The 25,910-nt window shown below is 71.4% G+C and carries 16 protein-coding genes and 4 pseudogenes; 5 read left to right on the top strand and 15 right to left on the bottom strand.

All coding sequences use genetic code 11. The features are described from left to right. Position 1 precedes the first annotated feature (1 nt). From DJ82_RS02185 to DJ82_RS02170, 4 genes and pseudogenes are all read right to left on the bottom strand, one after another. Positions 2-181, bottom strand: coding sequence for a hypothetical protein (locus tag DJ82_RS02185; protein WP_094522441.1), 180 nt, complete (start codon positions 179-181; stop codon positions 2-4). 108 nt (positions 182-289) lie between these two features. Beyond that, entirely contained in the window at positions 290-1,300 is a 1,011-nt protein-coding gene (locus DJ82_RS02180; RefSeq protein WP_094522439.1) for a transcription initiation factor IIB family protein, read from the bottom strand. Between the two features lie 273 nt (positions 1,301-1,573). After that, positions 1,574-2,529, bottom strand: a pseudogene (locus tag DJ82_RS02175) (mechanosensitive ion channel family protein). Between the two features lie 72 nt (positions 2,530-2,601). After that, positions 2,602-3,868, bottom strand: a pseudogene (locus DJ82_RS02170) (M20 family metallo-hydrolase). Positions 3,869-3,963: 95 nt separating this feature from the next. Here DJ82_RS02170 and DJ82_RS02165 point away from each other — a divergent pair. Continuing rightward, complete coding sequence (locus DJ82_RS02165) at positions 3,964-4,176, top strand: PLDc N-terminal domain-containing protein (protein ID WP_094522434.1); 213 nt, start codon at positions 3,964-3,966, stop codon at positions 4,174-4,176. A 4-nt stretch (positions 4,177-4,180) separates the two neighbouring features. On the opposite strand, the gene DJ82_RS02160 is transcribed toward DJ82_RS02165, so the two are convergent. From DJ82_RS02160 to malA, 4 genes are all read right to left on the bottom strand, one after another. After that, complete coding sequence (locus tag DJ82_RS02160; protein ID WP_094522433.1) at positions 4,181-5,212, bottom strand: sodium:calcium antiporter; 1,032 nt, start codon at positions 5,210-5,212, stop codon at positions 4,181-4,183. Between the two features lie 4 nt (positions 5,213-5,216). Continuing rightward, positions 5,217-6,707: a 4-alpha-glucanotransferase gene (malQ, locus tag DJ82_RS02155; protein WP_094580954.1), complete on the bottom strand. Its 1,491-nt coding sequence runs from the start codon at positions 6,705-6,707 to the stop codon at positions 5,217-5,219. A gap of 77 nt (positions 6,708-6,784) precedes the next feature. Next, the gene (gghA, locus tag DJ82_RS02150; RefSeq protein WP_094580953.1) at positions 6,785-9,448 is read right to left on the bottom strand and encodes a glucosylglycerol hydrolase; all 2,664 of its coding nucleotides are present in this window, start codon (positions 9,446-9,448) and stop codon (positions 6,785-6,787) included. Continuing rightward, positions 9,448-11,580, bottom strand: coding sequence for an alpha-amylase MalA (gene malA / locus DJ82_RS02145; protein ID WP_094580952.1), 2,133 nt, complete (start codon positions 11,578-11,580; stop codon positions 9,448-9,450). The genes gghA and malA overlap by 1 nt, the downstream gene beginning before the upstream one ends. Positions 11,581-11,692: 112 nt before the next feature. Here malA and DJ82_RS02140 point away from each other — a divergent pair, with 112 nt between their 5' ends. After that, positions 11,693-16,423: a glycoside hydrolase family 15 protein gene (locus DJ82_RS02140; protein ID WP_094580951.1), complete on the top strand. Its 4,731-nt coding sequence runs from the start codon at positions 11,693-11,695 to the stop codon at positions 16,421-16,423. 27 nt (positions 16,424-16,450) lie between these two features. Here DJ82_RS02140 and DJ82_RS15155 read toward each other — a convergent pair. After that, a pseudogene (locus DJ82_RS15155) lies at positions 16,451-16,925 on the bottom strand (hypothetical protein). Then, positions 16,918-18,765 (bottom strand): DNA mismatch repair protein, encoded by a 1,848-nt coding sequence (locus tag DJ82_RS02130; protein ID WP_094580950.1) that lies wholly within the window; start codon positions 18,763-18,765, stop codon positions 16,918-16,920. Before DJ82_RS02130 ends, DJ82_RS15155 begins: the two are co-directional and overlap by 8 nt. 132 nt (positions 18,766-18,897) lie before the next feature. Here DJ82_RS02130 and DJ82_RS02125 point away from each other — a divergent pair, with 132 nt between their 5' ends. Next, positions 18,898-19,572: an MBL fold metallo-hydrolase gene (locus DJ82_RS02125; RefSeq protein WP_094580949.1), complete on the top strand. Its 675-nt coding sequence runs from the start codon at positions 18,898-18,900 to the stop codon at positions 19,570-19,572. A gap of 28 nt (positions 19,573-19,600) precedes the next feature. Here the strand turns inward: DJ82_RS02125 and DJ82_RS02120 are convergent, their stop codons facing one another. From DJ82_RS02120 to DJ82_RS02105, 4 genes are all read right to left on the bottom strand, one after another. Next, on the bottom strand, positions 19,601-20,749 hold the full coding sequence (locus DJ82_RS02120; protein ID WP_094580948.1) for an acyl-CoA dehydrogenase family protein: 1,149 nt from the start codon (positions 20,747-20,749) through the stop codon (positions 19,601-19,603). A 64-nt stretch (positions 20,750-20,813) separates the two neighbouring features. Further along, positions 20,814-22,712 carry an o-succinylbenzoate--CoA ligase gene (gene menE / locus DJ82_RS02115; RefSeq protein ID WP_094580956.1) on the bottom strand — a complete coding sequence of 633 codons (1,899 nt, stop codon included), beginning with the start codon at positions 22,710-22,712 and terminating at the stop codon, positions 20,814-20,816. A 27-nt stretch (positions 22,713-22,739) separates the two neighbouring features. Further along, a complete protein-coding gene (locus tag DJ82_RS02110) occupies positions 22,740-23,174 on the bottom strand; it encodes a universal stress protein (protein WP_094580947.1) in 435 nt (144 codons plus the stop codon). Between the two features lie 163 nt (positions 23,175-23,337). Beyond that, positions 23,338-24,294, bottom strand: coding sequence for a transcription initiation factor IIB family protein (locus DJ82_RS02105; protein ID WP_094522413.1), 957 nt, complete (start codon positions 24,292-24,294; stop codon positions 23,338-23,340). Between the two features lie 290 nt (positions 24,295-24,584). Here DJ82_RS02105 and DJ82_RS02100 point away from each other — a divergent pair, with 290 nt between their 5' ends. After that, entirely contained in the window at positions 24,585-24,974 is a 390-nt protein-coding gene (locus DJ82_RS02100; protein ID WP_094522411.1) for a hypothetical protein, read from the top strand. 3 nt (positions 24,975-24,977) lie between these two features. Further along, on the top strand, positions 24,978-25,601 hold the full coding sequence (locus DJ82_RS02095; RefSeq protein WP_094522409.1) for an METTL5 family protein: 624 nt from the start codon (positions 24,978-24,980) through the stop codon (positions 25,599-25,601). Between the two features lie 58 nt (positions 25,602-25,659). Here the strand turns inward: DJ82_RS02095 and DJ82_RS02090 are convergent. Beyond that, positions 25,660-25,910 (bottom strand): annotated as a pseudogene (locus tag DJ82_RS02090) (rhomboid family protein); the annotation flags it as partial.

Here is a 25,910-nt window from a genome sequence, read left to right as displayed (position 1 = left end):
CTTACTGGAACTGCTTGACCGCCTCGAGGTCGCGCTCGGTCCGCATGAACTCCGTCAGCCGGCGGGTCGCGTGACACTCGGGGCAGCTGAAGTTCGAGCGGAGGCTCTGGAGATCAGCGGGGTTGTCCTGCCATTCCTTCGTACACTCCGGACAGACCAGTCTGACGAACGCATCCACCATGGCCTGCCGTACACGCGGCCGGGTTAAAAGCGTACGTGGCGAGGGCTATTCAAACGCGCTCGAACGCGGGAAGAAAATGACAGGGAGAGAACGGATCGAACGGCGGTGTTAGGCCGCCAGCCCCTCGCTCGCTTCGAGGAGCTCCTTGTACCGGTTCCGGATGGTGACCTCGCTGATGTCGGCCACGTCGGACACCTCGCTCTGGGTCACCTTCTCGTTCGAGAGGAGTGCGGCCGCGTACACTGCGGACGCGGCGAGCCCGACCGGGGACTTCCCGCTCGTGATGCCGGACTCTTTCGCGCCGTCGAGGAGCTCGCGGGCCAGCCGCTGGGTCTCCTCGGAGAGCTCCAGCCGCGAGACGAACCGCGGGACGTAGCTCCCGGGGTCCGCAGGCTGGACGCGAAGCCCGAGCTCGCGGATGACGTAGCGGTACGTCCGGGTGAGCTCCATCTTCTCGACGCGGGAGACGGCGGTGAACTCGTCGAGGCTCCGGGGGTTCCCCACCTGCCGGGCGGCCGCGTACAGCGACGCGGTCGCGACACCCTCGATGGAGCGGCCGGGCAGGAGGTTCTCGCTCAGCGCGCGGCGGTAGATGACCGAGGCGGTCTCGCGGACGTTGTCCGGGAGGCCGAGCGCCGAGGCCATGCGGTCGATCTCGCCGAGCGCCTGCTTCAGGTTGCGTTCCTTCGAGTCGCGGGTGCGGAACCGCTCGTTCCAGGTGCGGAGCCGCTGCATCTTCTGGCGCTGCCGGCTCGACAGCGACTTGCCGTAGGCGTCTTTGTCCTGCCAGCCGATGTTCGTCGAGAGCCCCTTGTCGTGCATCATGTTCGTCGTCGGGGCGCCGACGCGCGACTTGCTGTCCCGCTCGCCGGAGTTGAACGCGCGCCACTCCGGCCCGCGGTCCACCGAGTCCTGTTCGACGACGAGCCCGCAGTCGTCGCACACCGTCTCGCCGTGCTCCGTGTCGGTGATGAGGCTCCCGCTACACTCGGGGCAGGTCGTGGTCCGCTCCGCCGTCGTCGACTCCGTTTCCTCGGATTCCGTCTCGGTCGTTCCGCTTCGATTCGTTCGTTCTCGCTCCGTCTCCCCGCCGTAGTCGCGCGTACGTGTTTCTGTCATGGGTTCTCTCCGATCGAACTCCCGACCGAAATACTGGTGCCGGGCTCGCCGATTCGTTAACCAATAGTAAGTCACCAGAGTATATAAATGTGACGTGTTTAAAGTTACCACACACCTCATTTAACGGCCCATATAGGCCCGATACCGCCCGTTTCCGTATTATCGCATCTTCGTCGGGATCGGCGGCCGGATGACGACCGAATAGTTACAGTATATAAATCATGACGGAACGGCGGCCGGTCTCCGCCCGGCGCCGACTTGGTCGCCTCCGCGCTAGCGACTCCGGCTCACCGGGAACGCCACGCGATCGGGGGCGTCGTTGAAACGGTCGAGGATCCGCTCGTACAGCCGGTTCTTCACGCGCTGCCCGCGACGCGGATGCGTGAGGTACCGAACGCGAAGCTCCATCCACGACTCGCCCTGCGTCACGTTCACCGTCGGACGATCGTGGACCTCTAGCTCCACGGGCGTCTCTGCGAGCGCCTCCCGGTACGCCGCGATTCCGGCGGCCATCTCGTCGCCGATCAGGTCGCGCGCCTCCTCGGCCATGACCTCGCGCGCGAAGTCGAGATCGGTCTCGTAGGCGACCTGGACCCCGACCTCGTTCCACACGTAGGGGGAGCCGCCCCCGCCGAAGTTGACGACGTTCGAGGAGAGCACGACGCTGTTGGGCACCGTCACCACGCGTCCCGACGGCTGGTTCGTCGTGACGAGCTCGCCGTTGATCTCCCACAGCGTCGTCACGAGGAAGTCGACGCCGATCACGTCTCCCTTCGCGTCGTCGATCCGGACGCGGTCGCCGACGCCGTACGGTTGTTTCACGGTGATGTACACCCACGCGATCAGCGACAGGAGGGGCTGTTGGAGCGCGAACGTGACCGCGAAGCCGATGACCCCGAGCGAGAACAGGAGTCCGAGCCAGTTCTCGGTCAGCACCGCGAGCGTCGCGATCGTCCCCACGAAGCCGAAGGCGAGTCGCAGGAGGTTGCGCGTGTTGTACGCGCGCCGCTTGTTCGCCGACCGCATCAGGACGCCGACCGCGAGGAGGTACGACCCGTACAGCAGCGCCCCCGCGGCGACAACGAGCAGCGCCCGCCCGACGACGAGCGTCGCGGGGTAGCCACCCAGGTCGGGCCAGCCGCCGAGGACGCCCGTCGTTTCGACGATCGTGGCAACGGCGGCGGCGACGACGCCGAGCGCGACGGCGGCGACGCGAGTGGACGTCTCACGCTAGCCGCTCGCAGCCGACCGGCAAAACGGTTGTGACGTCCGGTCGTCCGATCCGACCCCGAGTCGCCGCGCTACGCCTCGTCGCCCGTGACCCGCGTCAGCGCCCCCGCCAGCACCTCGGTCGCGGCCGCGCAGTCCTCCCAGTCGGTCCACTCGCGGGGGTTGTGCGAGATCCCGTCCCGCGAGGGCGCGAAGAGGAGGGAGGCGTCGGTGACGCGGGCCACGCGCATCGCGTCGTGCGCCGCGCCGGAGTGGAGGTCGAGCGCGTCCCGTTCGACGTCCGCCGCGGCGGCGTGGGCGGCCTCTCGGAGGCGCTCGCTCATCGGCGTCGGCGCCACGTCGAAGGGGCGGTCGAACGACGTCTCGACCCCCCGTTCGCGCTCCAGTCGGGCGAGCGACTCGCGCGCGGCCGAGACGATCGCGTCCATCGATTCGGTCTCGACGTCGCGCACGTCGACGCCGGCCTCGACGTGGCCCGGAACAACGTTCGTCGCGTTCGGCGAGACGGAGAGCGACCCGACGGTGCCGACCGCGGAGACGCTCGACTCGTCGACGACGTCGTTCGCGGCCGCCTCCACGTCGAGGACGAACTCGCTCGCGGCCGCGAGCGCGTCGGTCCGGTCGCCCATCGCGGTCGCGCCGGCGTGGTTCGCCTCGCCCTCGACCGTCACCTCGCAGTGGGTGATCCCCGTGATCGTCGTCACCACGCCGGCGTCGGCGCCCGCCTCCTCCAAGACGGTGTCCTGCTCCACGTGGAGCTCGTAGAACGCCGCCCACGACGCGGGGTCGATCGCGTCGTCGCCGCGGTAGCCGATCCGGTCGAGCGCCTCGCCCAGCGTCTCGCCGGCGTCGCTCTCGTACGCGAGGGCCTCGTCGACGGCCGTCTCGCCCGCCGCCACCGACGACCGAGCAGCCCCTCCCGAAGGTCCCCCCTCCCTCCTCGGTGAAGCTGACGACGCCGACCGGTCGCGCGGGTTCGACGCCCGCATCCCGCATCGCGCGCACGGACTCCAAGGCGGCGTACACCCCGAGCGGTCCGTCGAAGATCCCGCCCTCAGGAACGCTGTCGAGGTGGCTCCCGCTCACGACGGGAGCAGCCTCCGGGTCCGCTGAGTCGGGGACCCACGTTCCGAGCACGTTCCCGACTCCGTCGACCGCGACGCCGAGGCCGGCCGCCTCCAGGCGCTCCACCAGCCGGTCTCGCGCGGCCGCGTTCGCCTCGCTCCCGGTCCGGTTCGTCCGTCCGCGCCTCTCCGGGTCGTCGTACTCCACGCGTCCGAACGCCGCGTTAGCCTCCAGGTCCGCGCGGAGTCGTTCGGCGTCGACTGGCAGGTCCATGCGCGGATCGGAGGGCCGCCGGACCAAAACGGTTCGTGGTCGGCGCGGGACCGGGCCCCAAAGACACTTATTACGCCCCCGAGTGATATCGGCCGATGTCCCCGATACTGCTCCAGGAGGCCTTGGCCGGCGGGATCGCCTTCCTGTTCGGTCTGCTGGTGCTGCTCGTACAGCTCGCCATCATCGTCTGGATCTACTCGGACGCGCAGCAGCGTAGCGACCAGCCCGCGTTCCTCTGGGCCATCGTCGCCTTCCTCGCGCCGCTGCTGGGCCTCGTGCTCTACTTCATCATCGGTCGGACTCGGTAGGCGCTCACACCCCCCGCAGGAGGCTCGTTACGCCGACCGTCTCGGCGATCATCCACGCCACGAACAGCAGGTACGTCGCGAGTAGGATGTACGACTCGCGGCTCGTGAGCGACAGGTCCGTCCGGAGCGCCGCGAACAGCAGGACCGTCGCCGCCGTGAGCACCCCGAACATCGGAACGGCCGTCGAGAAATTCACCTCAACGCGGCCGACGATGAGCACGCCAAGCGGGATGGCGACGAGGAGGTCGAACGTGTTCGAGCCGAGCACGTTCCCGAGGCTCGTCGCGCCGCGCCCCTCCTGCGCCGTCCGGAGGCTCACCAGCGTGTCGGGGAGGCTCGTCGCCGCCGCGACGATCGTGACGCCCGCGAGGAACTCCGGGATGCCGAAGGTCGTGCCGAGCGACTCCACCGACGCGACCAGCCGCTCGACGGTCACCACGATGACGAGCAGTCCGGCCGCGAGCTTCCCCCACTCCCGTCTGACGTCGACACCGTCGCGCACCGTCTCGATGTCGGCGTCGCCCACGTCTTGGTACTGAATGAACAGGTAGAGCCCGTACAGCGTCAGCGGGATAAGCGCGAGCGGCCGGGTCAGCTCGCCCGCGATCGCCTCGGCGGGAACCGGGACGTAGATGACCGCGAGCGAGAAGGTGACGACGAGCGCCGCGACGGCGATCATGTAGAACTGCGCCTCCTTGTACACGATCGTCCGGCTGGACTCCAAGGGGCCTTGGGCGCCGATCCCGGCCAGCGCGGGGATGACGAGCACGTTGAAGATGGCGGAGCCGACGAGCGCGCCCACGCCCATGTCGAAGACGCCGACGAGCGCGGTGACGAGCACGCTCACCAGCTCCGGGAAGCTCGACCCGACGGCGACGACGATCGAGCCCTGCACGACGGCCGGCAGTCCGTAGTACGCGGAGAGCGTCTGGGCCGACTCCTCGAGCCACCCGCTGCCGACCCAGATGGCCGCGGTCGCTCCGGCGATCACCGCGACGTGGAAGAGTGGCGAGTCCGGGAGGATGCCACCGAACACCGCGTTACCGGACGTGCCGTCCGGCGAGCTCCCACAGGCGGTCGGCGATCTCGTCGTCGAGGTCGTCCCGAGTCACGCGCCACTCCCAGTTGCCGTCGACGGTCCCCAGCTCGTTGAACCGCGACTCGCTGCCGAGCCCGAGCAGGTCTTGCATCGTCGTCACGGCGAGCACAGCCTCGGAGTCCCACACCTCGTCGATGATCTCCCACTCGGGCGCGCGGTCGCCGTCGGCGCCGACGTTGTACCGGAAGCAGTCCCGCTGGCGCTCCGGGAGGTCCTCGAAGTAGCCGATCCACGTGTCCGTGTCGTGGGTCGAAGTGTAGCCGACGACGCCCTCGGGGTAGTGCATCGGCTGGTACGGGTTCCCCTCCTCGCACCAGTCGGCGTACTGGGGGACGCGCATGCCGGGGAAGCCGAACTCCGCCATCAGCTCGTTCATCGCCCGCTCCTCGAACCCGAGGTCCTCGGCGATGAACGGGGCCTGTCCCAGCTCGCGCTCCACCGTCTCGAACAGGTCGCGCCCCGGCCCCTCCCGCCACTCGCCGGCGGCCGGGTCGTCGCGGTCGGCCGGGATCGCCCAGTACTTCACGAACCCCAGGAAGTGGTCGAGCCGCGCGACGTCGGCGAGCTCGAACAGCCGCCGGAACCGCGCGATCCACCAGTCGTACTCCCGCTCGGCGAGCCGATCCCAGTCGTAGACGGGGTTCCCCCAGCGCTGTCCGTCGTCGCCCGGGTTCGGCGGGACGCCGGCGACCGCGGTCGGACGGTTCCCCTCGTCGAGTCGGAACGCCTCGGGCTTCGCCCACACGTCGGCGGAGTCGAGCGCGACGTATATCGGCACGTCGCCGACGATCGAGACGCCCTCCTCGGCCGCGACCGATCGGAGCTCGCGCCACTGCCGGTCGAACGTCCACTGGACGAACTCGCGGAACCGGACCTCGGTCGCGCGTTCCTCGCGCGCCTCGGCGAGCGCCTCGGGGTCGCGGGTTCGGATGGGTTCCGGCCACTCGACCCACGTGTCCTCGGGCCGCGCGTCGGCCAGCGCCCGGAACAGCGCGTAGTCGGCGAGCCAGGGCTCGCGATCGCGGAACGCGTCGAGGTCCGCCTCGTCCTCCTCTCCCGCTTCCGCGTCGAACCGCTCGAATGCGTCGCGCAGCAGCGGGAGCTTGTACTCCCGGACCGCGCCGTAGTCGACGCGGTCGTCGGGGAAGTCGGGGACCGGTTCGAGGTCGGACGAGTCAAGCCAACCGTCGGCGACGAGCCCGTCGAGGTCGATCAGGAGGGGGTTGCCGGCGAACGCCGACGGCGACTGGTACGGCGACTCCCCGGCGGCGTGTATCGTCGGCCCGAGCGGACAGATCTGCCAGTGGTCGACGTCGGCGTCGCCGAGGAACGAGAGGAACGCCGCGGCGCCGTCGCCGAGGTCGCCGATCCCGTGTCGTCCCGGCAGCGAGGTGACGTGGCAGAACACGCCGTCGGAGCGGTCGAATCGCATGCGTCTCCCTGTGACCCCCACCGACTCAAGCGTTGCGTCCGAACGGGGGGCTCGGATGTCGCGGCCAGACGGCCGGCTCAGTCGCCGCGGACCGCGCGCCAGACGACCGCGTCCGCGGTCTCGAGCGTGACGACCCCCGCGTCCGATCCCACCGAGGCGTCGGTGTCGGGCGCCGCGAGCGCGACGGTCCAGTCGGGCGCCCCGTCGCGCTCGCCGCCGTCGTCGCGCCCGGCGACGCCGAGGTCGTCGAGGACGTCCGTCGGCGACACCTCGACTGGGGTTCCCTCCACGTTGCAGGCGACGAGCAGCGCCTCGTCTCCGTCGGGGTCGCGTCTGAGCGCCTGGTACACCACGGTTCCCTCCGTCGGATGCCGGTAGCCGAACGCCTCGCCGCGGTCCGGGTCGACGTCGCGGCGGAGCCAGGGCCGCGGCTGGCGGAACTCGCGGACGCGGCGGTCGAACGCGGTCCGCGCATCGCCCTGAGCGTCTTCCCAGCGGTCCAAGACGAGGTACTCGGCCACGTCGGCGCTCCAGGCGAACGAGAACGCTTGGAGGTCGGTGGCGGCGAGTTCGCCGCGAGCGTTACCTCGAAGGGGGGTGCCCTTGACCGACAGCAGCTCCGCGATCAGGTCGAGGTCGTAGTCGGTCGCGTCGACCAGGGCCGCGAGCGTCGTGACGAACTCCCTCAGCTCGGCGCGCGTCTCGAATCCGAGCTGTTTCAAGCGCGTGAACGAGTCGCGCTCGCCGTACGCCCCCTCCGGGACGTGCCAGTCGATCCACGGCGCCTCCTCGGCGACGACCTTCACGTTCCACGTCGGGTCGGTGTCCCTGACGAACCCCCACGGCGCCCGGTAGTTCGCGTGGAGGAAGTCCATCGGGACGCCCGGCATCGCGACGTGGAACCAGACGAGCGCGGCGGGGCTGTCGTACGCCTCGCGGATCGTCTCGGGCGGCGAGTCGGCGAGGTACGGGTTGATCAGCGCGCCGCCCCAGTCGTCGGTCACCTCGACCTGCGAGCCGCGCCGCAGCGTGTCGTGGTTCGCGACGCCGGTGATCCACTGGCTTCCCATCTCGCCGACCTCGCGCATGCGCCACCACTTCGTCGCCCAGAACGTGAGGAGCGCGGGCTTGTTGTGCGCGAACGTCACCGGCGACCACTGGAACGCGTGCGGGTGCTGCTCGATCAGCGTGCGGTACGTCGACGCGAGCTCCCAGTCCTCCCGCGGCCACGGGCGGCCGTCCTCGTAGATCATCCACGGGCGGTACTCGGTCCCGGCGACCTCATGGGTCACCCGGTCCATCTCGGCGAGGAACGCGTCGTCGTGGACCTGCTCGCCGGTCTCCTCGTCGTGGTACGTGAAGTCCTGCGCGCCGTCGATCCGGATGCCGTCGGCGCCGAAGTTCGCTTTCCGGCGCTGTAACTCGAGTATGATCGCCCGAACGACGGGGTGGCGGTAGTTCAGGTGGAGGCCGTACATCCCCGGCCCCTCGAAGAACGGGTCGGGAAGCAGCTCCGCCGCCGCCTCGTCCGCGTGCCCGAGCGCGACGTCGAAGACGACCCGGATCGGGTCGGGCATCCCGTGGCAGGCGGCGATGAACTCGACGAGCTCGTCGGGCCGTCCCGTCTCCAGTATCGCGGGGTTCGCCGCTCCGAAGCCGCTCACAACGACGTCGTACCCCCAGTTGGTCTGGTCGGGGCGCTCGACGCCGACACTCGCGCGCTCCAGGTCGCGCTCGCGGTCGAACGCCGACGCGGGGTCGACTGGCGCGTCGTCCGACCCGCCGCCGCGCTCCGGGCCGGACCCGCGAGCGTTCTCGCCGTCTCCGGGCTCGTACGTTCCGCCGGGGCGCCAGTACCACTGGCGCCCGTACGCCTGCGTTAGCGGCTCGACCGGCATGAGCTGGATCGCGTCGTACCCGACGTAGTTCCGCTCGTGAGGTGCGAGCGGCTCGCCGGTTCGGAGCTTCTCGCCGATCGCCTCGAACCGCTTCGCGAGCGCCGCGAGCGACCCCGATTCGGTCGACGTGCCGGGGTGGATCTCAACCATGCTCGTCGCGGGGTCAATCCGCGGGAGCCCGTCGTCCGCCGTCGTCGGGAGCGCCTCCTCGTCGGTCCCGAGCGAGTCGAAGTGGTCGCCGTCGGGGCGCGTCGCGTCGAGGCGCGGCCAGTCGTAGGCCTCCGCGGGCGCGAACGCCCCGAACGGGAGCGAGTACGCGAGGGGGTCCCGAACCGTCTCCCATTCGTCGCCGCCAGCGGTCCGGTACACGAGCTGATACAACGCGCCGAGCCGGTCGCGCGTCCCGAGCGCGATCCCGTCCACGGCGACCCAGTGGAACTCTTCGTCGCGCTCCACCGGGAGCCGGTCGACGCGAAACGTGGCCTCGCGGAGGTCGTCGCGGCCGGGGTCGACCGCCGTCTCGTCGCCGTCGCCCCCGTCCTCGGCGACGGGAGTGAACAGCTCCAGTCGCACGTCGTCGACGGGGACGCCGGCGTCGACGAGGTCGGGCGTCCAGAAGCCGAAGGCGACGCCCTCGGGCGGGTCGGTCGCCGGGTCCGCGCCCTCAGGTCTGATCGGATGCGCGCCGAGGCGCTCGGCGAGCGACCGGGCCGCCTCGAACCGATCGGCCGCCGCCTCGCGGTCGGCCCGCGCCCGCTCGACGAGGGCTTCGGTCCGGTCGGGGAGCGTCTCGCGCGTTCGATCGCGCGACGCGTCCCCCGCGTCCCCCGCGTCCCCGCTCATCACTCCGTCTCTCTGACGATAGCGACCTCGTCGACGCGGATCCGCTCCGTCCCTTCCCCGTCGACGACGACGCACGACTCCCCGGTGACCAGGTCGCGGTCCGTGTGGTCGGCGTCGACCGCGACGCTGGCCTCGTCGGGCGCGAAGTTGAGGACGACGATCAGCGACTCCGCGCCGTCGCTCCGGCGGAACGCCACCACGTCGTCCGGGTGGACGTCGCCGCTAGCGACGATCGGCCGCTCGCTCAGGTCGCCGCTGGCGACGTGGTACCCCACCCGTTCGAGGCCGCCCTCGGGCCCGAGCGCCGGGTGGTCGTCGCGAGTCGAGAGCAGGCGCTCGTAGCGATCTCGGACCTCGTCGCGCGCGTGCTCCCACGCGATCGCGTCCCGGCGGCCGCGCTGACCGATCTCCTGTCCGGCGTACACCATCGGCACGCCGGGCAGGGTGAACGTCGCGGCGCCCGCGGCGGCCGCGGCGGCGTCCCCGCACTCGACGCGGTAGCGCGTCTCGTCGTGGTTCTCGATGTACTGGAGGAAGCCGGCGTGGTCGGGGAAGCCGATCTCTGCGCGCTGGTCGATCGCGTCTAACACCGAGGCGGCCGGCTCGGCGCCGCGGCCGACCTGCCGGAGCTGGAAGTACAGCGTCGCGTCGAAGTGGATGTCGAACATCCCCTCGTGGAAGCCGGGGATGTACGGGATCGTCTCGTCCATCAGCAGGAACTCGCGGTCGATGTCTTTCACCCGGTCGCGGAGCTCGCGCCAGAACGAGTCGGGGACCGCCCACGCCATGTCACAGCGGAACCCGTCGACGAGCGCCCGCCACTCGTCGATCACGTCGAGGAGGAACCGCCGCACGTCGAGGTTCGCGTGGTTCAGGTTCGCGATCAGCTCCCAGTCGAAGTACGTCCCCGGCTCGCCCGACTCCTGCCACTCGAAGCGGTCGCGGTACGGAGAGTCGGGGTTCCGGTAGGCGTCCTCGAACCACTCGTGGTCGCGTGCGGTGTGGTTGGCGACGAAGTCGAACAGCACCCGCATCCCGTGGTCGTGGGCGGCCTCCACGAGCGCCTCGTACTCGTCGCGGTCGCCGAGGTCCTCCGCCACGTCAAAGAAGTCGACGATGTTGTAGCCGTGCGGCTTCCCGTCGTGCTGGAGCACGGGCGTGAGCCACAGCGTGTCGACGCCGAGGTCGGCGAGCTCCGGGATCCGCTCCGCGATCGACTCGAACGCCTCGCCCTCGTCGGCGTCGGCGAACGTCCGGACGTACACCTCGTAGACGGTCGCGTCCGCCGTCCACTCGGGCGGCTGGTTCAGTCGGACCGTCTCGAAGGCGGGGCCGTCGGCGTCGACGGGGGTCGTCAGGTCCGGGTCGGCGGTCTCGTCCTCGTCAGCGTCCGCGAGCTCGCTCCGGTCGGCCCGCTCGACGGCGACCGCGTCGGCGACGCTCACCCGCTGTTCGCGACCCGGCTCGCGGGCGACGGCGACCGCGTGGACGCGGAGCCGGTCCGGGACGGCGTCGACCGGAATCCGAAGCGCGCGTCCGTCGTCGGTCGTCCGGAACGCGTCCCGCGGGTTCCGCCGCCCCTCCGCGACCGCTCGCTCGACGTCGCGATCGTCGACGACGAAGGTGACCGCGAGCTCCGACGCGTCGAGGGCGGACTCGGGGTTCGGTGTCGGCGTCGCTCGGACGACGACCTCGGTGCGCTCTCCCTCGCCCGCTGCGTCTCCGCTCGCTCCGCCCCCCTCCGCCTCCTCGACGGTCGCGTCGAGCCGGACGCGGGGACGGCCGACGCCCTCGTGGGGCCGCTCGGCGCCGTAGTCGATCGCGGCGTGGTCGGCGTCGCGGTCGCGGATCGCCGTGCCGCTGCCGCCGGCGACGTCGACGCCCTCGTAGCTCGCCGCGAACGCGCGGACCGTCAGGAGGTGGTCGCCGTCGGGCGCGTCGAGGCCGAGGCGGTACTGTCCGGGGACGTCCGGCGTGAACTCGGTTACCGAGTCCTCGCCGACTGTCGCCTCGCGGTCCGGCGGCGCGTCGGCGACGCGCCACTCGTACTCCGCCGTCGGGTCCGGGTCCCGCGGGGCGAGCTGCGTCGTCTCCCCGGTCGAGAGGAATCGGGGGGGTCCTGGGTGGTGCATGTGCCACCCATCGGCACCCGGGGTATTCGTTGTTCCCCTTCGCCGGATCGCGGCGAAACCGGTCGGTCGCCTCGTTCGTCAAGGCTTTTACCGAGGGAATCGCAGGGCGACTATGCGACTGCGAACCGCTCTCACGGAGCACGAACGTCGGCGCGGCGAGCGCTATCCGGCGGAGCGTCCCACGACCGCCGGCGCGTTCACGGGCGACGACGGCCGTCTGGTCCACGTCGGGCCCGACGGCACCGTCCACGACTGTTCGTACTCCCTGTCGGGAGTCGGCGGGGCCGACCGGCTCCGGATGGGGATCACGGCCGGCCGCGGCGTCCGCTGGTTCGACGATCTCACGACGACGCGACAGCACTACGACGAGGACACGCCGCTCGTCGAGACCGAGTACGACGCGGGCCGGTACACGATCCACCAGTTCGACCTCGTCGTGAGCGACACCCACCTAACGCACATCGAACTGCGGGGCGCGCCGCCCGCGGGCGCCGAGCTCGTCGCCGCCTGCGCGTTCTCGCCCGACATGGTCGAGGGCCGCGTCGGCAACCTGGTCCACGAGGGGGCCGGACCGGACGACGGGAGCGTCGTCGAGGTGTACCACCGCTCCGAGCACGACTTCCTCACGGCGTCGACGGGGCTCACGGCGGCGCACGGCCAGCGGCTCCGCACGATCACTGAACTGCTCGGCGAGGGCGGGGCAGGGTTCCCCCACCGCGGGGAGATCGACCAGCGCGAGGACTCGCGGCTCACCCCGGACGTCGTCGTCCGCGCGCCCTTCGAGCGCGACGGCCGGACCGAGCGCGTCACGCTCGCGAGCCGGGCCGTCGTCGACCGGCAGGAGACGCGCGAGACGGGCGACGACGCGTTGGCCGCGCTCTCCGACGGTCCCGACCGCCGCCGGCGGATCGAGGAGCTCTCTCGGATCGCGACCGCCTACCCGGACGCCGACGACCTCCGCGAGGCGGCGGCCGGCCGTGGGCCGGAGGTGCCCGAAGACGTGCCGCGGCGGGACGTGATCAGGAGCGACCTCCGGGCGCTCGACCTGCTGACGGCCGAGTCCGGCGCTCGGATCGCCGCCCCCGAGTTCGACCCCTTCTACTCGACCTCCGGCGGCTACGGCTACACCTGGTTCCGCGACGAGGCGGAGACCGCCACGGCGCTGTTGACCGCGAGCGAGGAGGTCGGCCTCGACGCCGACGAGGAGCTGCTCGCGACCGCCTCCTTCTTCTGTCGCACGCAGGACGCCGACGGCTCGTGGCCCCACCGCGTCTGGGCCGACTCCGGCAAGGTCGCCCCCGGCTGGGCGAACGCCAGGATCGAGGGCGCGAACGGGACGGCCGGACCGAACGACCAGCTGGACCAGCCCGCGTCCGTGGTCGCGTTTTTGGCCCGACTCCGCCGGACGACCGACCTCCCCGAGGAGTGGCGCGAGCGGATCGACGCGACGATCGCCGACGCGGTCGCCTTCCTCCGCGAGCCGACCGAGGACGACGGGCTCCCCCGGCGTTGTCAGAACTGCTGGGAGAACGCCCTCGGGCGGTTCACCCACACCGGCGCGGCCTACCTGCGCGCGTTCGCCGCGGTCGCCCGTGCCCCGGTCGACGACGAGACGCGCGTCGCGGCCGCGGCGGCGGCCGACGAGGCGATCGCCGGGCTCGACGACCGCTGGAACCCCGACACCGAGCGATTCCCCCAACGGGCGAGCGCGGAGAGTCGCGACGACCGTGCGGACGCCAGCACGTTCGCGCTGGCGAGCGCGACCCGCGAGTACGCGGCCCTCCGCGAGGAGCGCGCGGACGTCGACGGCGCGGTCACCGACGGCTCCGGCGCGGCGGTCGCGACGGCCGACTTCGAGGCGTTCCTCGACCGCGTGGAGAGGCACGTCCGGAACTCGATCGAGGCGCTCCGCCGGGAGACGGCCGATGTCGAGGGGATCGTCAGGTTCACCGGCGACGACTGGCGCACGGCCGAGCAGGGCGCCGCGAAGGTGTGGTCGATCGCGACGCTGTGGGGCGCGACGGCCGCCGCCTCGCTCGGCGGGCTCGTGCGTGAGCGCGACGGCGACGCCGACGAGCTGTTCGGGGCGGCCCGAGACCTCTACGCCCTCTGCGAGCCAGACGGTCACTTCGTCAACGACGCCGGGCTGTTCGCCGAGCAGGCGTTCGACGACGGGGACCTCGACGGCGCGACGCCGATCGGGTGGTCGCACGCGCTCCGGATCGAGGCGACGGTGACGCTCGCGAAGCACGGCGCGCTCCCCGTCCCGCACGACCGACCGACCGGACCGAGCGAGGCGCCCCACTGGACGACGGGCCGGAAGTTCGGCGTCGGGACCCCCGCCGACCACGAGGCCGACGACCCGGTCCCGGTCTGGTTCACCCTGACCGAGGGGGCGCTCACCGAGGCCCGGTTCCCGCGGATCGACGTGATGAACGTCCGCACGTTCGACTTCCTCGTCGCCGACCCGGAGACGGGCCACACCGTCCGGACGTTCGACGAGACGAGCCACGTCACGGCGACGGAAACTGTGGAGCGGACGACGGAACCGACCGCCGGCGACGCGCTCGCGTACACGCAGACGATCCGCGAGACCGGCGACGGCCACGGACACGAGTGGACGCTGACCGTCGAGTACGCCGTCGACACCGACGGCGACGCGGTCCTCGCGGACGTCGACTTCGAGGGCGAGGGGGAGTACGACGTGTACGCCCTGGTCGACACGACGATCACGAACGTCGGGACGAACGACCGCGGCGACCGCGTGGCGGGCGCCGACGGGTACCACCTCCTCGCGCGCAACGACGACGCGGCCGAGCGGAGCACGGGGAAGCTCGTCGACGACGACGGCGACTCATTCGAGGTCGCGCTCGCGCTCGCCAGCGACGACCGGTTCGAGTGGGCCAGCGTCCTCTCGGCCGGCGGCGACGAGGCCGACGCCCTGTTCAGCGAGGGGGAGCGCGGCGACGGCGACGCGGAGGCGACCGGTAACGTCGTGCTCGCCGGGCTCGTCGGGAGCGGGACCGCGGTCTCCGACACGGTCGCGCTCGGCTTCGCCGAGAACGCCGACACCGCGGCCGCGCTCGGCGAGGCCCGGGGCGCCATCTCGCGCGGCTTCGACGATGTCTCCGCCTCCTACGTCGAGACGTGGCGCGACTGGCTCGCCGGCCGGGAGTTCCCCGACTCGGTGACCGGCGACGCGGAGCTGGAGGCGCAGTACCGCTTCGCGCTGATGACCCTCGCGGCCGTGGAGGACAAGCGCCACGACGGCGCGGGGATCGCGAGCCCGTCGGTGCCGTGGGGCGAGACGGAGTACGCCGCCGAGGACCGCGGCTACGGCTACAACTTCGTCTGGTCGCGCGACCTCTATCAGGTGTTCACAGCGCTGATCGAGGTCGGCGAGGTCGAGCGGGGCGCGAACGCGCTCGCGTACCTCTACAACACCCAGCAGGACGACGACGGCTTCCTGCCGCAGAACACCTACATCGACGGCCGCACCCGCTGGGGCGGCGAGCAGATGGACAACATCGCGTTCCCGTCGGTGATGGCGTGGCAGCTGTACGAGCACGGGACCGCGCCGGCCGACGCCGACTACACCTACGACCAGGTCCGGCGCTCGCTCGGCTACATCGCGGCGAACGGTCCGGAGACGGCCCAGGAGCGCTGGGAGGAGGAGGCCGGCTTCTCGCCGTCGAGCATCGCCGCCGAGATCGCCGGAGTCGTCTGCGGCGCCGCCCTCGCGCTCGCGGAGGCGGACCGGATCGAGTCCGGCGGCGACCCGGCGGGCGGCTCGCGAGACGACCCCGCCCCCGACGAGCTCCGCGCCGACGCGCTCGCGTGGCTCGGGCTCGCGGACGACTGGACCGCGCGCGTCGAGGAGTGGTGCGCGACGTCGACGGGAACCGATCGGCACGCCGAGACGCCGTACTACCTCCGGGTCACCGCCGACGGCGACCCCGAGTCCGGGCGGCCGCGGACGATCGCCAACGACGGGCCGACCTACGACGAGCGGGAGATCGTCGACGGAGGCTTCCTCGAACTCGTCCGACTCGGGGTGAAGCCGGCCGACGACGAGACGGTCCGGAACTCCGTCTCCGTCGTCGACGAATCGATCCGCGTCGATACGCCGTACGGCCCCGCGTGGTACCGCTACGTCGGCGACGCCTACGGCGAGATCGCCGCCGGTGACCCGGGCGCGCCCTGGGCCGGCACCGGCGACGGCCGCGGCCGGCTGTGGCCGATCTTCACCGGCGAGCGCGGCGAGTACGAGCTCCGCGCCCGCGCCGACGGCCCCGACGCCTTCGGCGGCACCGAGGAGGCCGAGCTCGAACCCGCCGCCCTGCTGGAGACGATGGCCGGGTTCGGCAACTCCGGGCGGATGCTCCCCGAGCAGGTGTGGGACCGCGAGCACCCGACCGACTACGGCTGGGAGTTCGGCGAGGGAACCGGGGGGGCGACCCCGCTCGCGTGGTCGATGGCGGGCTACATCCGGCTCGCGCACGGCGTCGACGCCGGGGAGCCGGTCGAGACCCCGACCGTCGTCCGCGAGCGGTACGTCGAAGGCGACCGCCCCGCGGGGCCCGACCTCACCGCCGCCGTCGAGTACGCGGGCGAGGACCTCGTCGTCTCCGGCGAGACCGACGCCGAGGCGGTCGCGGTGTACACCGCCGACGGCTCGACGCTCGCGACGCCCGACGACGGCGCGTACGAGGTCCGACTGGACGCAGACCTCGACGCCGACACGGTGATGGTCGCGGCGGCGACGGCCGACGGCGGCGACGCGGACGCGGCGCTCGCCGACTTCGGCGGCGCCGGCACGTCGGTTAAGCGGCTTCGGCTGTAACGGATCCGCGGCCTCTTTTAAAAATAGTCACCCGAGCGCGGTCACGTCGACCGCGCGGGTCTCGCCGTCGACCTCCAGCTCGACGGCGTCGACGATCGACCCGCGGACGCGCTCGCGCCACCCCTCGACGGCCTCGGCGTGACGCTCCCGGCGGGTCTCGACGTCGGCGTCCGGGTGCGCCGCCGCCGTCTCGTCGACCTCGGGGTACGGCGGGACCTCGGCGACGAGGTCGCTGGGGTCGACGTGGATCGGGTCGGGCGTCGCCGTCGCGCTCGCTCGTCTCGCTTCCGTCCGCTTCCGCGACCTCCGTCCCGGTGTCGATCGCGTGGAGTCGGGCCCGCATTCGACCGGAGAACGGCGGCGTCACCCGCAGGACGACCTCGCGGTCGCTCCGGAGCGTCGCCTCGAGCGCGCTCGCGACGTCCTCGCGGTGGACCGCGATCGACCGTATTCGCCCGCCTCCCGCGCCCTCCGCGGGGCCGCCCGCCTCCTCGTCAGTCATCGTCACCCGCCCACTCCGCGTCCGAGAGGGTGCGCTGGACCGCCTCCTCGCCGACGGCGCCGGCGAGGTGCTCGAACCCCGCGCGCACGCCGCGATCGCTCGCGTTCGCGACGAGTCGAGAGACGATGAACTCCGGCGTCGACTTGCCGATCGTACCGAAGCGGGGCTGGTAGTCGACGCGCAGTTCGAGGTCGTTCGTGAGCCCCTCCGCGAAGATCCCGTCGATCCGGGCGGCCTCCGGGAGCGGGCTCAGGTCCTCCGCGAGGTGCGTGACGTACACGCCGAGCGCGCCCCGCTCGACGGTGAGCGTCACGAGACCGTTCAACAGGTCGGCGGCCCGCCCCGGCTCCGTGATCGCCTCGAACTCGTCGACGAGCATCAGCGTCCGGCCCTCTTCGACGAGCGGCGGGACCACCGACTTCAGCGTCGACTCCAGTACGCCGGCGTTGAACGAGGCGTGGCGCCGGTGGAAGACGATCCGGTCGAAGGAGCCGACCTGCGCCTCCTCTGCGGGCACCGGGAGCCCCATCGACGCGAGCAGGGCCACCGCGCAGACCGTCTCCAGCAGCGTCGTCTTCCCGCCCGAGTTCGCCCCCGTAAGCACGCTCACGCGGTCGCCGGTCGGCGGCGCGTCGACGCTCGCCACGCCCGCGTCGCCCGCGAGCGAGTGGGTCCCGACCGCGTACGACACCGGCTGCACCTCGCCGGCGATGAACGGGTTCCGCGCGTTCCGCACCGCGATCCCGTCGTAGACGAGCGTCGGTCGCGCGAGGTCGTACGCGGCCGCGAAGCGCGCGAGCGAGAGCAGGAACGCGGCGTCCGAGACGGCGGTCACCGCCCGGGCGACGTGGCTCTCCCGCTCGTCGTCTCCGTCGCCTCCGCCGTCTTCGCCCGAGTCCGCCCGCGCGCCGCCGATCCGCTCCCGGATGTCGGCGGCGACCGCCGCCTCGCGCTCCGCGACCTCCGCCTCCAGCTCCGCCGCGAGGTCGCGGAGGGTCGCCGAGACGAAGTCGGCGGCGTCGAGCGCGTCGTCGGGAGCCACCGACCGCACCGTCGCCGGGTCGACGCCGGTCTCGCTCGCGACGTGGTCGATCGTCGCGGCCTCCAGGGCCTCGAAGTCGCGCAGCGAGCCGTCCCGGACCGCGTCGAGCACGTCGAACGCGGAGTTCGCCAGCTCCTCGGCCGTGTCGAGCCGGTCGCGCAGGCGGTCCAGCTCGTCGTCGGCGCCGCGAGCGACCTCGATGTCGCCGTCGCCGTCGACGCTCGTCGGGTCGATCGACCCGCGCACGTCGGCGAGGGCGCCGGCGGCGTCCCGCAGGGCGTCCGCCTCCAGCGCGCCCACCGCTTCGAACGGGCCGTCGTCAAGCCCCGCTTCCCGCAGCGCGATGGCGGTTTCGACGGCCGCGAGGTCCGACCCCTCGGCGTCGCCGTACGCGTCGAACGCCTCGGTCACGCGCTCGCGGTCGGCCTCGACGAGCCCCTCCCACGCGTCGCGCGCGGCGACCACGCCGTCGAGTCGGGCCTCGACCGCCTCCCGGTCCGCTAGCGGCGTCAGCACTCGGATCCGGTCGGCGGCGTGGGCCGTCAGCGCGTGGCCGGCGGCCAGCGAGAGCAGGTCGTCGTACACCGAGCGGGTGTCCCCCGTCGCGAGGACGTCCATGCCGGCCTCGCCGTTGGCCCGGCGGAGGATCCGGGTGGCTCGCCCGCGGTGGAGTCCGGCGTCGACGAGCGCCCGGACGTCGGCCGCCTCGATCGCCTCGATCGCCCGCGAGGTCCCCAGCGCCGAGACGAGCCGCTCGCTCGTCTTCGGGCCGATCCCCCAGTAGTCCTCGAGTCGCATACGCCGACGTGACGCCGCGGCGTCTTGGCGTTTTCGTCGGCGGTGCGGTCGCCGATGCGAACACCGGACGCGGTGACTCCCGCCGTCCCTCGGTCGCCACCGTCAAATCCCCGTCGGTCGTTACCACTCGGTATGCCCACGGAACTCGCGGACGGAGTGTGGCGGTTCGAGCTGCGGGGCGTCAGCGCGTACCTCGTCGACGACGACGTCCCCACGCTCGTCGACGCGGGGACGCCGTGGGACGACGCGGCGATCCGGGAGGGGCTCGCCGAGGCCGGCGTGGACGTCGCGGACATCGGCCGAGTGCTGTTGACCCACTACGACCTCGACCACGTCGGGGCGCTCGCGGCGCTGACGCCGGAGCTCGACGCGACCGTGTACACCGGCGCGTTCGACGCGGCGATCCTCCGCGGGGAGCGGTCGCCGCCGCTGCGCAATCACAAGGGAGCGTTTCAGCGCCTCGCCGGCCTGTTCACGACGCATCCGGACCTGGAGGTCGAGTCCGTGTCCGACGGTCAACGGCTCGGCTCGTTCACCGCGTACCACACGCCCGGCCACACCCCGGGTCACGTCGCGTACGTGAGCGAGTCGCTCGGCGTCGCGCTCCTCGGCGACCTCGTCTCGGCGTCCGACGGCGGGCTCGACCCCTCGGAGTGGTTCATCAGCTACGACACGGACGCGGTACTGGAGAGCATCCGCGACCTCGCCGCCCATGCCCCGCCGTTCGAGGTGGCCTGCGTCGGCCACGGCGACCCCCTCACGTCGGGCGGAAGCGAGGCGCTCGCGGCGCTGGCCCGTCGGATCTGAAAAAAGCGGCCGACCCGCACTCCCGGCTCTACCGCGACTGGCGGTAGATCAGGTTCCGCTGGATGTCGTTGGCGCCCTCGTAGATCACCGGGATGCGCACGTCGCGGTAGACGCGGGCGATCCGGCGGTCGGTGAGGATCGACCGCCCGCCGTGGAGCTTCATCCCCTTCTCGGCGCAGTCGGTCGCGACCTCCGTGGACTTTGTCTTCGCCAGCGCGGCCCAGTACCCCGCGTCTTCGTTGTTCGCGACCTTCTCGCAGGCGCGCCAGTTGAGCGCGCGCGCCGACTCGAAACCGATCCGCATGTCCGAGAGGGTGTGCTGGACCGCCTGGAATTCGTTGACCGTCCGGCCGAAGGCGTTACGCCCGTGAACGAACTCCTCGGCCTCCTCGATGGCGGCCGCGGCCAGCCCGAGCCCGTGCCCGCCGACGACCACGCGGCCGTGGTTGAAGAAGTCCGCGAGGACGTAGAAGCCGCCGCCCTCGCTGCCGACGACGTTCTCCTCGGGGACGAAGCAGTCCTCGAAGACGATGTGGCCCTGCTTCGAGGCGCGCATCCCCATCTTCTCCGGGATGTGCTCCGCCTCGTACCCCTCGCTGTCGGTCTCGACGATGAACAGGGTGTAGTTCGAGTAGCGGTCGTCGCTCTCGACGGTCTTCGCGTAGACGGTGAGCCAGTCGGCTTCGACCGCGTTACCGACCCAGTACTTCTCGCCGGTGATCTCGTACCCGCCGTCGACCTTCTCGGCTTTCGTCGTCATCCCCGCGAGGTCGGAGCCGGTCTCCGGCTCAGAGACGGCGAGCCCGGAGATCTGGTCGTTCTCCGCGACCGGCCGGAGGTACTCCTCCTTCTGCGCCTCGGTGCCGTACTGCTCGACCATCTCGCAGCCGAAGCTCGCGAGCTGGAGGGTGAGCGCGATGCCGGCGTCGGCGCGGTAGAACTCCTCCGCGATCGCGAGCACCTGCGCGAGGTCGAACCCCTTCCCCCCGTACTCCTCGCCGATGTCCTGCGCGATGAGTCCCGCGTCCATCGCCGCCTCCAGCACCTCCCACGGGTACTCGCCCGAATCGTAGTACTCCGCCGCGTTCGGCGCGATGTGCTCGTCGGCGAACTCGCGGGCCTCGGCCTTCACGTCGCGCGCGCGCTCCGGCACGACGCTGTCGTCCAGTAGATCCATGTCTGATCCGCGGGCCCCGCGGTCAAAACGTTCGTGGAACAACGAGAAATATCGGGAGAGTTTATTACTCGCCTCGGGCGTCGTCGGCATCGACGACCTCGACGTCGACCTCTGAGGTGTCCTCGTCGGGATCGTCTTCGCCTTCGCTTTCGTCGTCTCCGCTTTCGTCTTCGCCTTCGCTTTCGTCGGCGTCGGCGACGTCGGAACCGCCCTCACCCGCGGTGGCGACGTCGGAGTCGTCCACGCCGTCGGCTCCGTCTGCCGCCTCGCCGGCGGAGTCGTCCGCGTTTTCCGCGGAGTCGTCCGCGTTCGCGACCTCTTCGGCATCGTCGATCTCGACTCTGTCGTCGCCGTCGTCGTCCGGGGGTTCGGTCGGATCCGCGGGCTCGAAGCCGGCCGTCTTCAGTTCGGCCTCCGGATCGCGATTCAGGTCCCGACCGGTCTCCCGAAGCGCCTCCCGCGCGGCCTCTCGATCGACAGTGCCCGAGACTGTCCGCGGGAGCTCGTCGACGACGGCGATCGTTTTCGGGATCTTGAACCCGCTGAGCCGCTCGCGGGCGAACGAGGCGAGCGCCGCCTCGTCCACCGGTTCCCCCGTCCGGTCGCCGACCGCGAGCAGCGCGGCGACCCGCTCGCCCCACATCTCGTCGTCGAGACCGACGACGGCGACGTCCTCGACCGTGGGATACTCCCGAAGCACGTCGCTCACCTCGCCGGGCTCGACGTTCTCGCCCCCGGTGATGATGCGGTCGTCGAGCCGGTTGAGCACGTAGAGGTAGCCGTCTTCGTCGATCCGTCCCACGTCGCCGGTGTGAAGCCCGTGGGGGCCGAAGGTGGACTGATCGAGTTCGGCGGTCGCCCCGTCGCCCGCGTCCGTCGGGGGCTTCAGATACCCCGGCGACACCGTCGGGCCGTCGACGACGATCTCCCCCGACTCCCCGGCTTCGACCGGCGCGCCGTCCTCGTCGACGACCGTCACCTCGGTTCCGAACAGCGGGCGGCCGACCGTGCCGAGCCGCCCCTTCGTCTGCCGGGGCGTCGCGGTCGCGATCTGCGAGGCCGACTCGGTCATCCCGTACGTCGGATACACCGGGACCGAGTAGTCGCGGCAGCGCTCCAACAGCTCGTCCGGCGCCGGCGCGCCGCCGAGCAGGACCACGCGAAGCGTGTCCGACAGGGTGCCGCGCCTGTCGAGCATCCGCTTGAGCATCGTCGGGACGAGCGAGACGCCGGTCACGTCGTACGTGTCGATGTCGTCGGCGGTGCCCCCGGCGTCGAACCCCTCCCGGAGCACGAGGGTCGTCCCGTACAGCGCCGAGCGGTAGACGGGCGCGAGCCCGCCCATGTGGTGTAACGAGAGAGAGACGAGCCAGCGGTCGCCGGGGTCGACACCGAGCCCGAACGCGGAGGCGACGGCGGAACTGCACACGTTACCGGCGGTGAGCGGAACCGGCTTCGGCTCCCCCGTCGTGCCGGACGTGAAGAGGATACAGAGGTGATCGTCGAACTCCCACTCTGGGGGATCGACCGTCGCGGGCTCGACGTCGTGGACGGCGGTGACGGTCCCGTCGGTCGGGTCGTCGACGGAGAAGACGGGCGTGTCGTCGATCCCGTCGACGGCCGCCAACGCGTCGTCTTCCGTCGGCTCCGCGCAGACGACCGCGGAGAGGTCCGCCCGCTCCGCCCGCTCCGAGAGCTCCCTGGGCGTGAGCTCCTGTCCGAGCGGGACGAAAGTCGCGCCGATCCGCATCGCCGCGTGGACCAGTCCGACCGTCCCGACGTACGGGGGCGTGATCACGCCGAGCCGGTCGCCCGCGTCGATCCCGTGGGCGACGAGGCGCCCCGCCGTCTCCGAGACGAGTTGGTCGAGGTCCGTGTACGTCCAGGCCTCGCCGTCCTCGGCCCGCACGAGCGCCGCGGCGTCCGGGGAGGCGGCGACCCGGTGTGACAGCCAGTCTCGCACGGGGGTCACCCCCGTCGCGGCGGGCACTCACTCATCGCTCGGCTGTCGGACGGTGAGGACGGGCACGTCCGAGGTTCGGACGACCCGCTCGGTGACGCTGCCGAGGAGATACCGGTCGAGCCCCTTCCGGCCGTGCGTCCCCATCACGATCATGTCGATGTCGTTCTCGTCCACGTAGTTCCGGATCGAGCGGTACGCGGTCCCCGTCGTGACGACCGCCTCGCAGCTCACGCCCGCGCTCTCGGCCGCGTCCGCGACCCGCTGCGTGGCCTCCTCTCCCTCGGACTCGAGCGCGTCGACCACGATCTCGGCGCCCGCTTCGAGCGTCGCGTACGCCGCGCCGTCGACGACGTACAGCGCGTGGAGCGTGGCGTCGTACTGCTCGGCGAGGTCGATCGCATGTTCGATCGCGGCGTCCGACGCGGGGCTACCGTCCGTCGGGACGAGGATATGCGAGTACATCTCGCGAGAAGATACGCTCGGTACCGATTAAAAACCCGATCACGAGCGGCGCACCGCGGGAAGACCGCACGTCTGCGCCGCGTTTTCCGCCGCGACGAGGGCCCGTCGCCGGCGCCGCGTTTCCGGCCGCGACACGGCTGGCTCGCCTCCGCACGCGTCGCCGCTAGCGGAAGCCCATCGCTTCGATCTGCTCTTGATACCGGTTGCGGATGGTGACCTCCGTCACCTGCGCGACGTCGGCGACCTCGCGCTGGGTCTTCTTCTCGTTACACAGCAGCGAGGCCGCGTAGATCGCCGCGGCCGCGAATCCGGTCGGGGACTTCCCGGAGAGGAGCCCCTGCTCGGCGGAGACGTCGATGATCTCCGTCGCCTTCGACTGGACCTCCTCGCTCAGCTCCAGCGACGACGCGAAGCGGGGAACGAACTGCTTCGGGTCGACGGGCTTCAGTTCCAATCCGAGCTCCTGGGAGATGTAGCGGTACGTCCGACCGATCTCCTTCTGCGGAACGCGCGAGACGTCGGCGACCTCGTCGAGCGATCGGGGGATGCCCTCCTGCCGGCAGGCGGCGTAGAGCGCGGCGGTGGAGACGCCCTCGATCGACCGGCCGCGGATGAGGTCCTCGTTGAGCGCGCGTCGATAGATGACCGAGGCGACCTCGCGTACCGACCGCGGCACGCCGAGCGCGCTCGCCATGCGGTCGATCTCGGAGAGCGCGAACTGGAGGTTGCGCTCGCCGGCGTCCTTCGTGCGGATCCGCTCTTGCCACTTGCGCAGCCGGTGCATCTGCGATCGCTTCTCGGAGGAGAGCGACCGTCCGTACGCGTCCTTGTCCTTCCAGTCGATCGTCGTCGTCAGCCCCTTGTCGTGCATCGTCTCGGTGATGGGGGCGCCGACGCGCGACTTCGACTGCCGCTCCGAGTGGTTGAACGCCCGCCACTCCGGCCCGCGGTCGATGTTCCGCTCGTCCAAGACCAGCCCGCAGTCCTCACACACGAGCTCTTGGTCGGCGTCCGTGACTATTTCTTCCGAATCACACTCCGGGCAGGAGACCGTCTCCGTCTCGTCCGACTCTCGCTCGGTGTTCCGCTCCTGTTGACGCTGGCGGCTCGGACGTTCCATTATAAGGTTTCTGGTTATTGTCCTATTTAAACCTTTGTCCCGGATCCGCACGCGTCGCCGGTCGGTTCCGGTTCCTCTCATCTGGTGTGAATGAGTCCGTTGGCGCTTCAAACGCCAGTTACTGACGATCCAGTGCCGAGGATCCCGACTCGCCGACCGTCGGCGCTACCGGTCATCGAACACGAAACGTGACCGCCGAGCGCGGTCATATTAGCGCCGCGACGATCGGCGCTATAATTACCATCAGACATTCACAAAGACTTTTGTATAACTACAACATATGGGATTCCATGAGCACGACGCAGTCCGACGGGATCGAGGGGACGCTCCGCGGCTGTCGACCCGCGGAGATCGACCCCATCGTCATCGACGCCGACGACCTCGACAGCACCGCGCCCGAACACCTCCGCGAGCTCAAGGCCGAGCTCTCAGCCCGCGGCTACCAGCCGGCGACGCTGTCGGTCGAGGCCTGCTTCGACTGCGAGGACACGCTCTCGACGCAACGGGAGGCCGACCGGCTCCGCGAGTTCGTCCGCGCCGCGTCGTTCCTCGGCGCCGGACGGATCGAGGTCCGGCTGGGGGAGGTGTCCGACCCCGACGCCGCGGAGCCGGCGCTGTCGGCGCTGGCCGAGCGCGCCGACCGCGAAGGGGTCGAACTCGTCCGGACCGCCGCGGCCTGACGGATGGCGTCGAAGCGCTCGCTCGCGACGAAGCTCGGCGTCGTCGCCGGGTTCGAAGAGCCGCGCGTCGCGCTCGAACAGTACCCCACGCCGCCGGACCTGGCCGCGCACGTCGTCCACCTCGCGGACCTCCACGGCGACGTCGACGGTCGCACCGTCCTCGATCTCGGCACCGGGACGGGGATGCTCGCGCTCGCGGCCGCCCTCCGCGGCCCCGCCCGCGTCCTCGGCGTCGAACTCGACCGCGACGCGCTGCTCACCGCGACCGGCAATCAGCGCCGGGTGGCCGCGAGCGCCCCGGTCCACTGGATCCAGGCCGACGCGACGCGGCTCCCGCTGACCGTGCCCGATCCGGTGACGGTCGTGATGAACCCCCCGTTCGGCGCCCGAGACGGGAACCGCAACGCCGACCGCGGTTTTCTGGCGACGGCGAGCCGCGTCGCGACCGTCTCCTACTCGGTCCACAACGCGGGCAGCCGGGAGTTCGTCGAGGCGTTCGCGGCCGACGAGGGCGGCGAGGTGACCCACGCGTTCGCCGCCGACTTCGCGATCGACGCGCAGTTCGACCATCACAGCGACGAGTCGCGCGATATCGACGCCGAGGTGTACCGGATCGAGTGGGCGTGAGCCCGTCGGGTTCCCCGCCCCGATACCCCCTCACTGCCGCCCTCGGTCCGACCGAGCGTTACTGCCGCCCCTCGTACCGCTCCCGCGTCGCGATCCGCACCCGCGTCTCCCCGCGCTCCGCGAACACCGCGTCCTCCTCGCGCACGAACGCGACCCCCTGGAGCGTGACCGTTTCGTTCGCCGCGGGGAGCGCCGCCCGCTCGGTCTCGCCCCCGTGGGCGACGCGCAGTTCGAATCCCCCCTCGACGGCCGCGACGGTGACGTTGCGCCCGTCGATCCGCGGCTCCGCCCGCGCCGGTTCGCTCGTGA

This window comes from Halorubrum sp. Ib24 (genome assembly GCF_002252745.1).
Lineage (GTDB): Archaea > Halobacteriota > Halobacteria > Halobacteriales > Haloferacaceae > Halorubrum.
The sequence above is the reverse complement of the archived record's forward strand: the minus strand, read 5'-3'. Positions and strand labels throughout refer to the sequence as shown.

What these genes read in the sequence shown, in the direction of transcription:
- DJ82_RS02185 (WP_094522441.1), bottom strand. Translation starts at nt 181, where the DNA reads ATGGTGGATGCGTTCGTCAGACTGGTCTGTCCGGAGTGTACGAAGGAA.
- DJ82_RS02180 (WP_094522439.1), bottom strand. Translation starts at nt 1,300, where the DNA reads ATGACAGAAACACGTACGCGCGACTACGGCGGGGAGACGGAGCGAGAA.
- DJ82_RS02165 (WP_094522434.1), top strand. Translation starts at nt 3,964, where the DNA reads ATGTCCCCGATACTGCTCCAGGAGGCCTTGGCCGGCGGGATCGCCTTC.
- malQ (WP_094580954.1), bottom strand. Translation starts at nt 6,707, where the DNA reads ATGCGATTCGACCGCTCCGACGGCGTGTTCTGCCACGTCACCTCGCTG.
- gghA (WP_094580953.1), bottom strand. Translation starts at nt 9,448, where the DNA reads ATGAGCGGGGACGCGGGGGACGCGGGGGACGCGTCGCGCGATCGAACG.
- malA (WP_094580952.1), bottom strand. Translation starts at nt 11,580, where the DNA reads ATGCACCACCCAGGACCCCCCCGATTCCTCTCGACCGGGGAGACGACG.
- DJ82_RS02140 (WP_094580951.1), top strand. Translation starts at nt 11,693, where the DNA reads ATGCGACTGCGAACCGCTCTCACGGAGCACGAACGTCGGCGCGGCGAG.
- DJ82_RS02130 (WP_094580950.1), bottom strand. Translation starts at nt 18,765, where the DNA reads ATGCGACTCGAGGACTACTGGGGGATCGGCCCGAAGACGAGCGAGCGG.
- DJ82_RS02125 (WP_094580949.1), top strand. Translation starts at nt 18,898, where the DNA reads ATGCCCACGGAACTCGCGGACGGAGTGTGGCGGTTCGAGCTGCGGGGC.
- DJ82_RS02120 (WP_094580948.1), bottom strand. Translation starts at nt 20,749, where the DNA reads ATGGATCTACTGGACGACAGCGTCGTGCCGGAGCGCGCGCGCGACGTG.
- DJ82_RS02110 (WP_094580947.1), bottom strand. Translation starts at nt 23,174, where the DNA reads ATGTACTCGCATATCCTCGTCCCGACGGACGGTAGCCCCGCGTCGGAC.
- DJ82_RS02105 (WP_094522413.1), bottom strand. Translation starts at nt 24,294, where the DNA reads ATGGAACGTCCGAGCCGCCAGCGTCAACAGGAGCGGAACACCGAGCGA.
- DJ82_RS02100 (WP_094522411.1), top strand. Translation starts at nt 24,585, where the DNA reads ATGAGCACGACGCAGTCCGACGGGATCGAGGGGACGCTCCGCGGCTGT.
- DJ82_RS02095 (WP_094522409.1), top strand. Translation starts at nt 24,978, where the DNA reads ATGGCGTCGAAGCGCTCGCTCGCGACGAAGCTCGGCGTCGTCGCCGGG.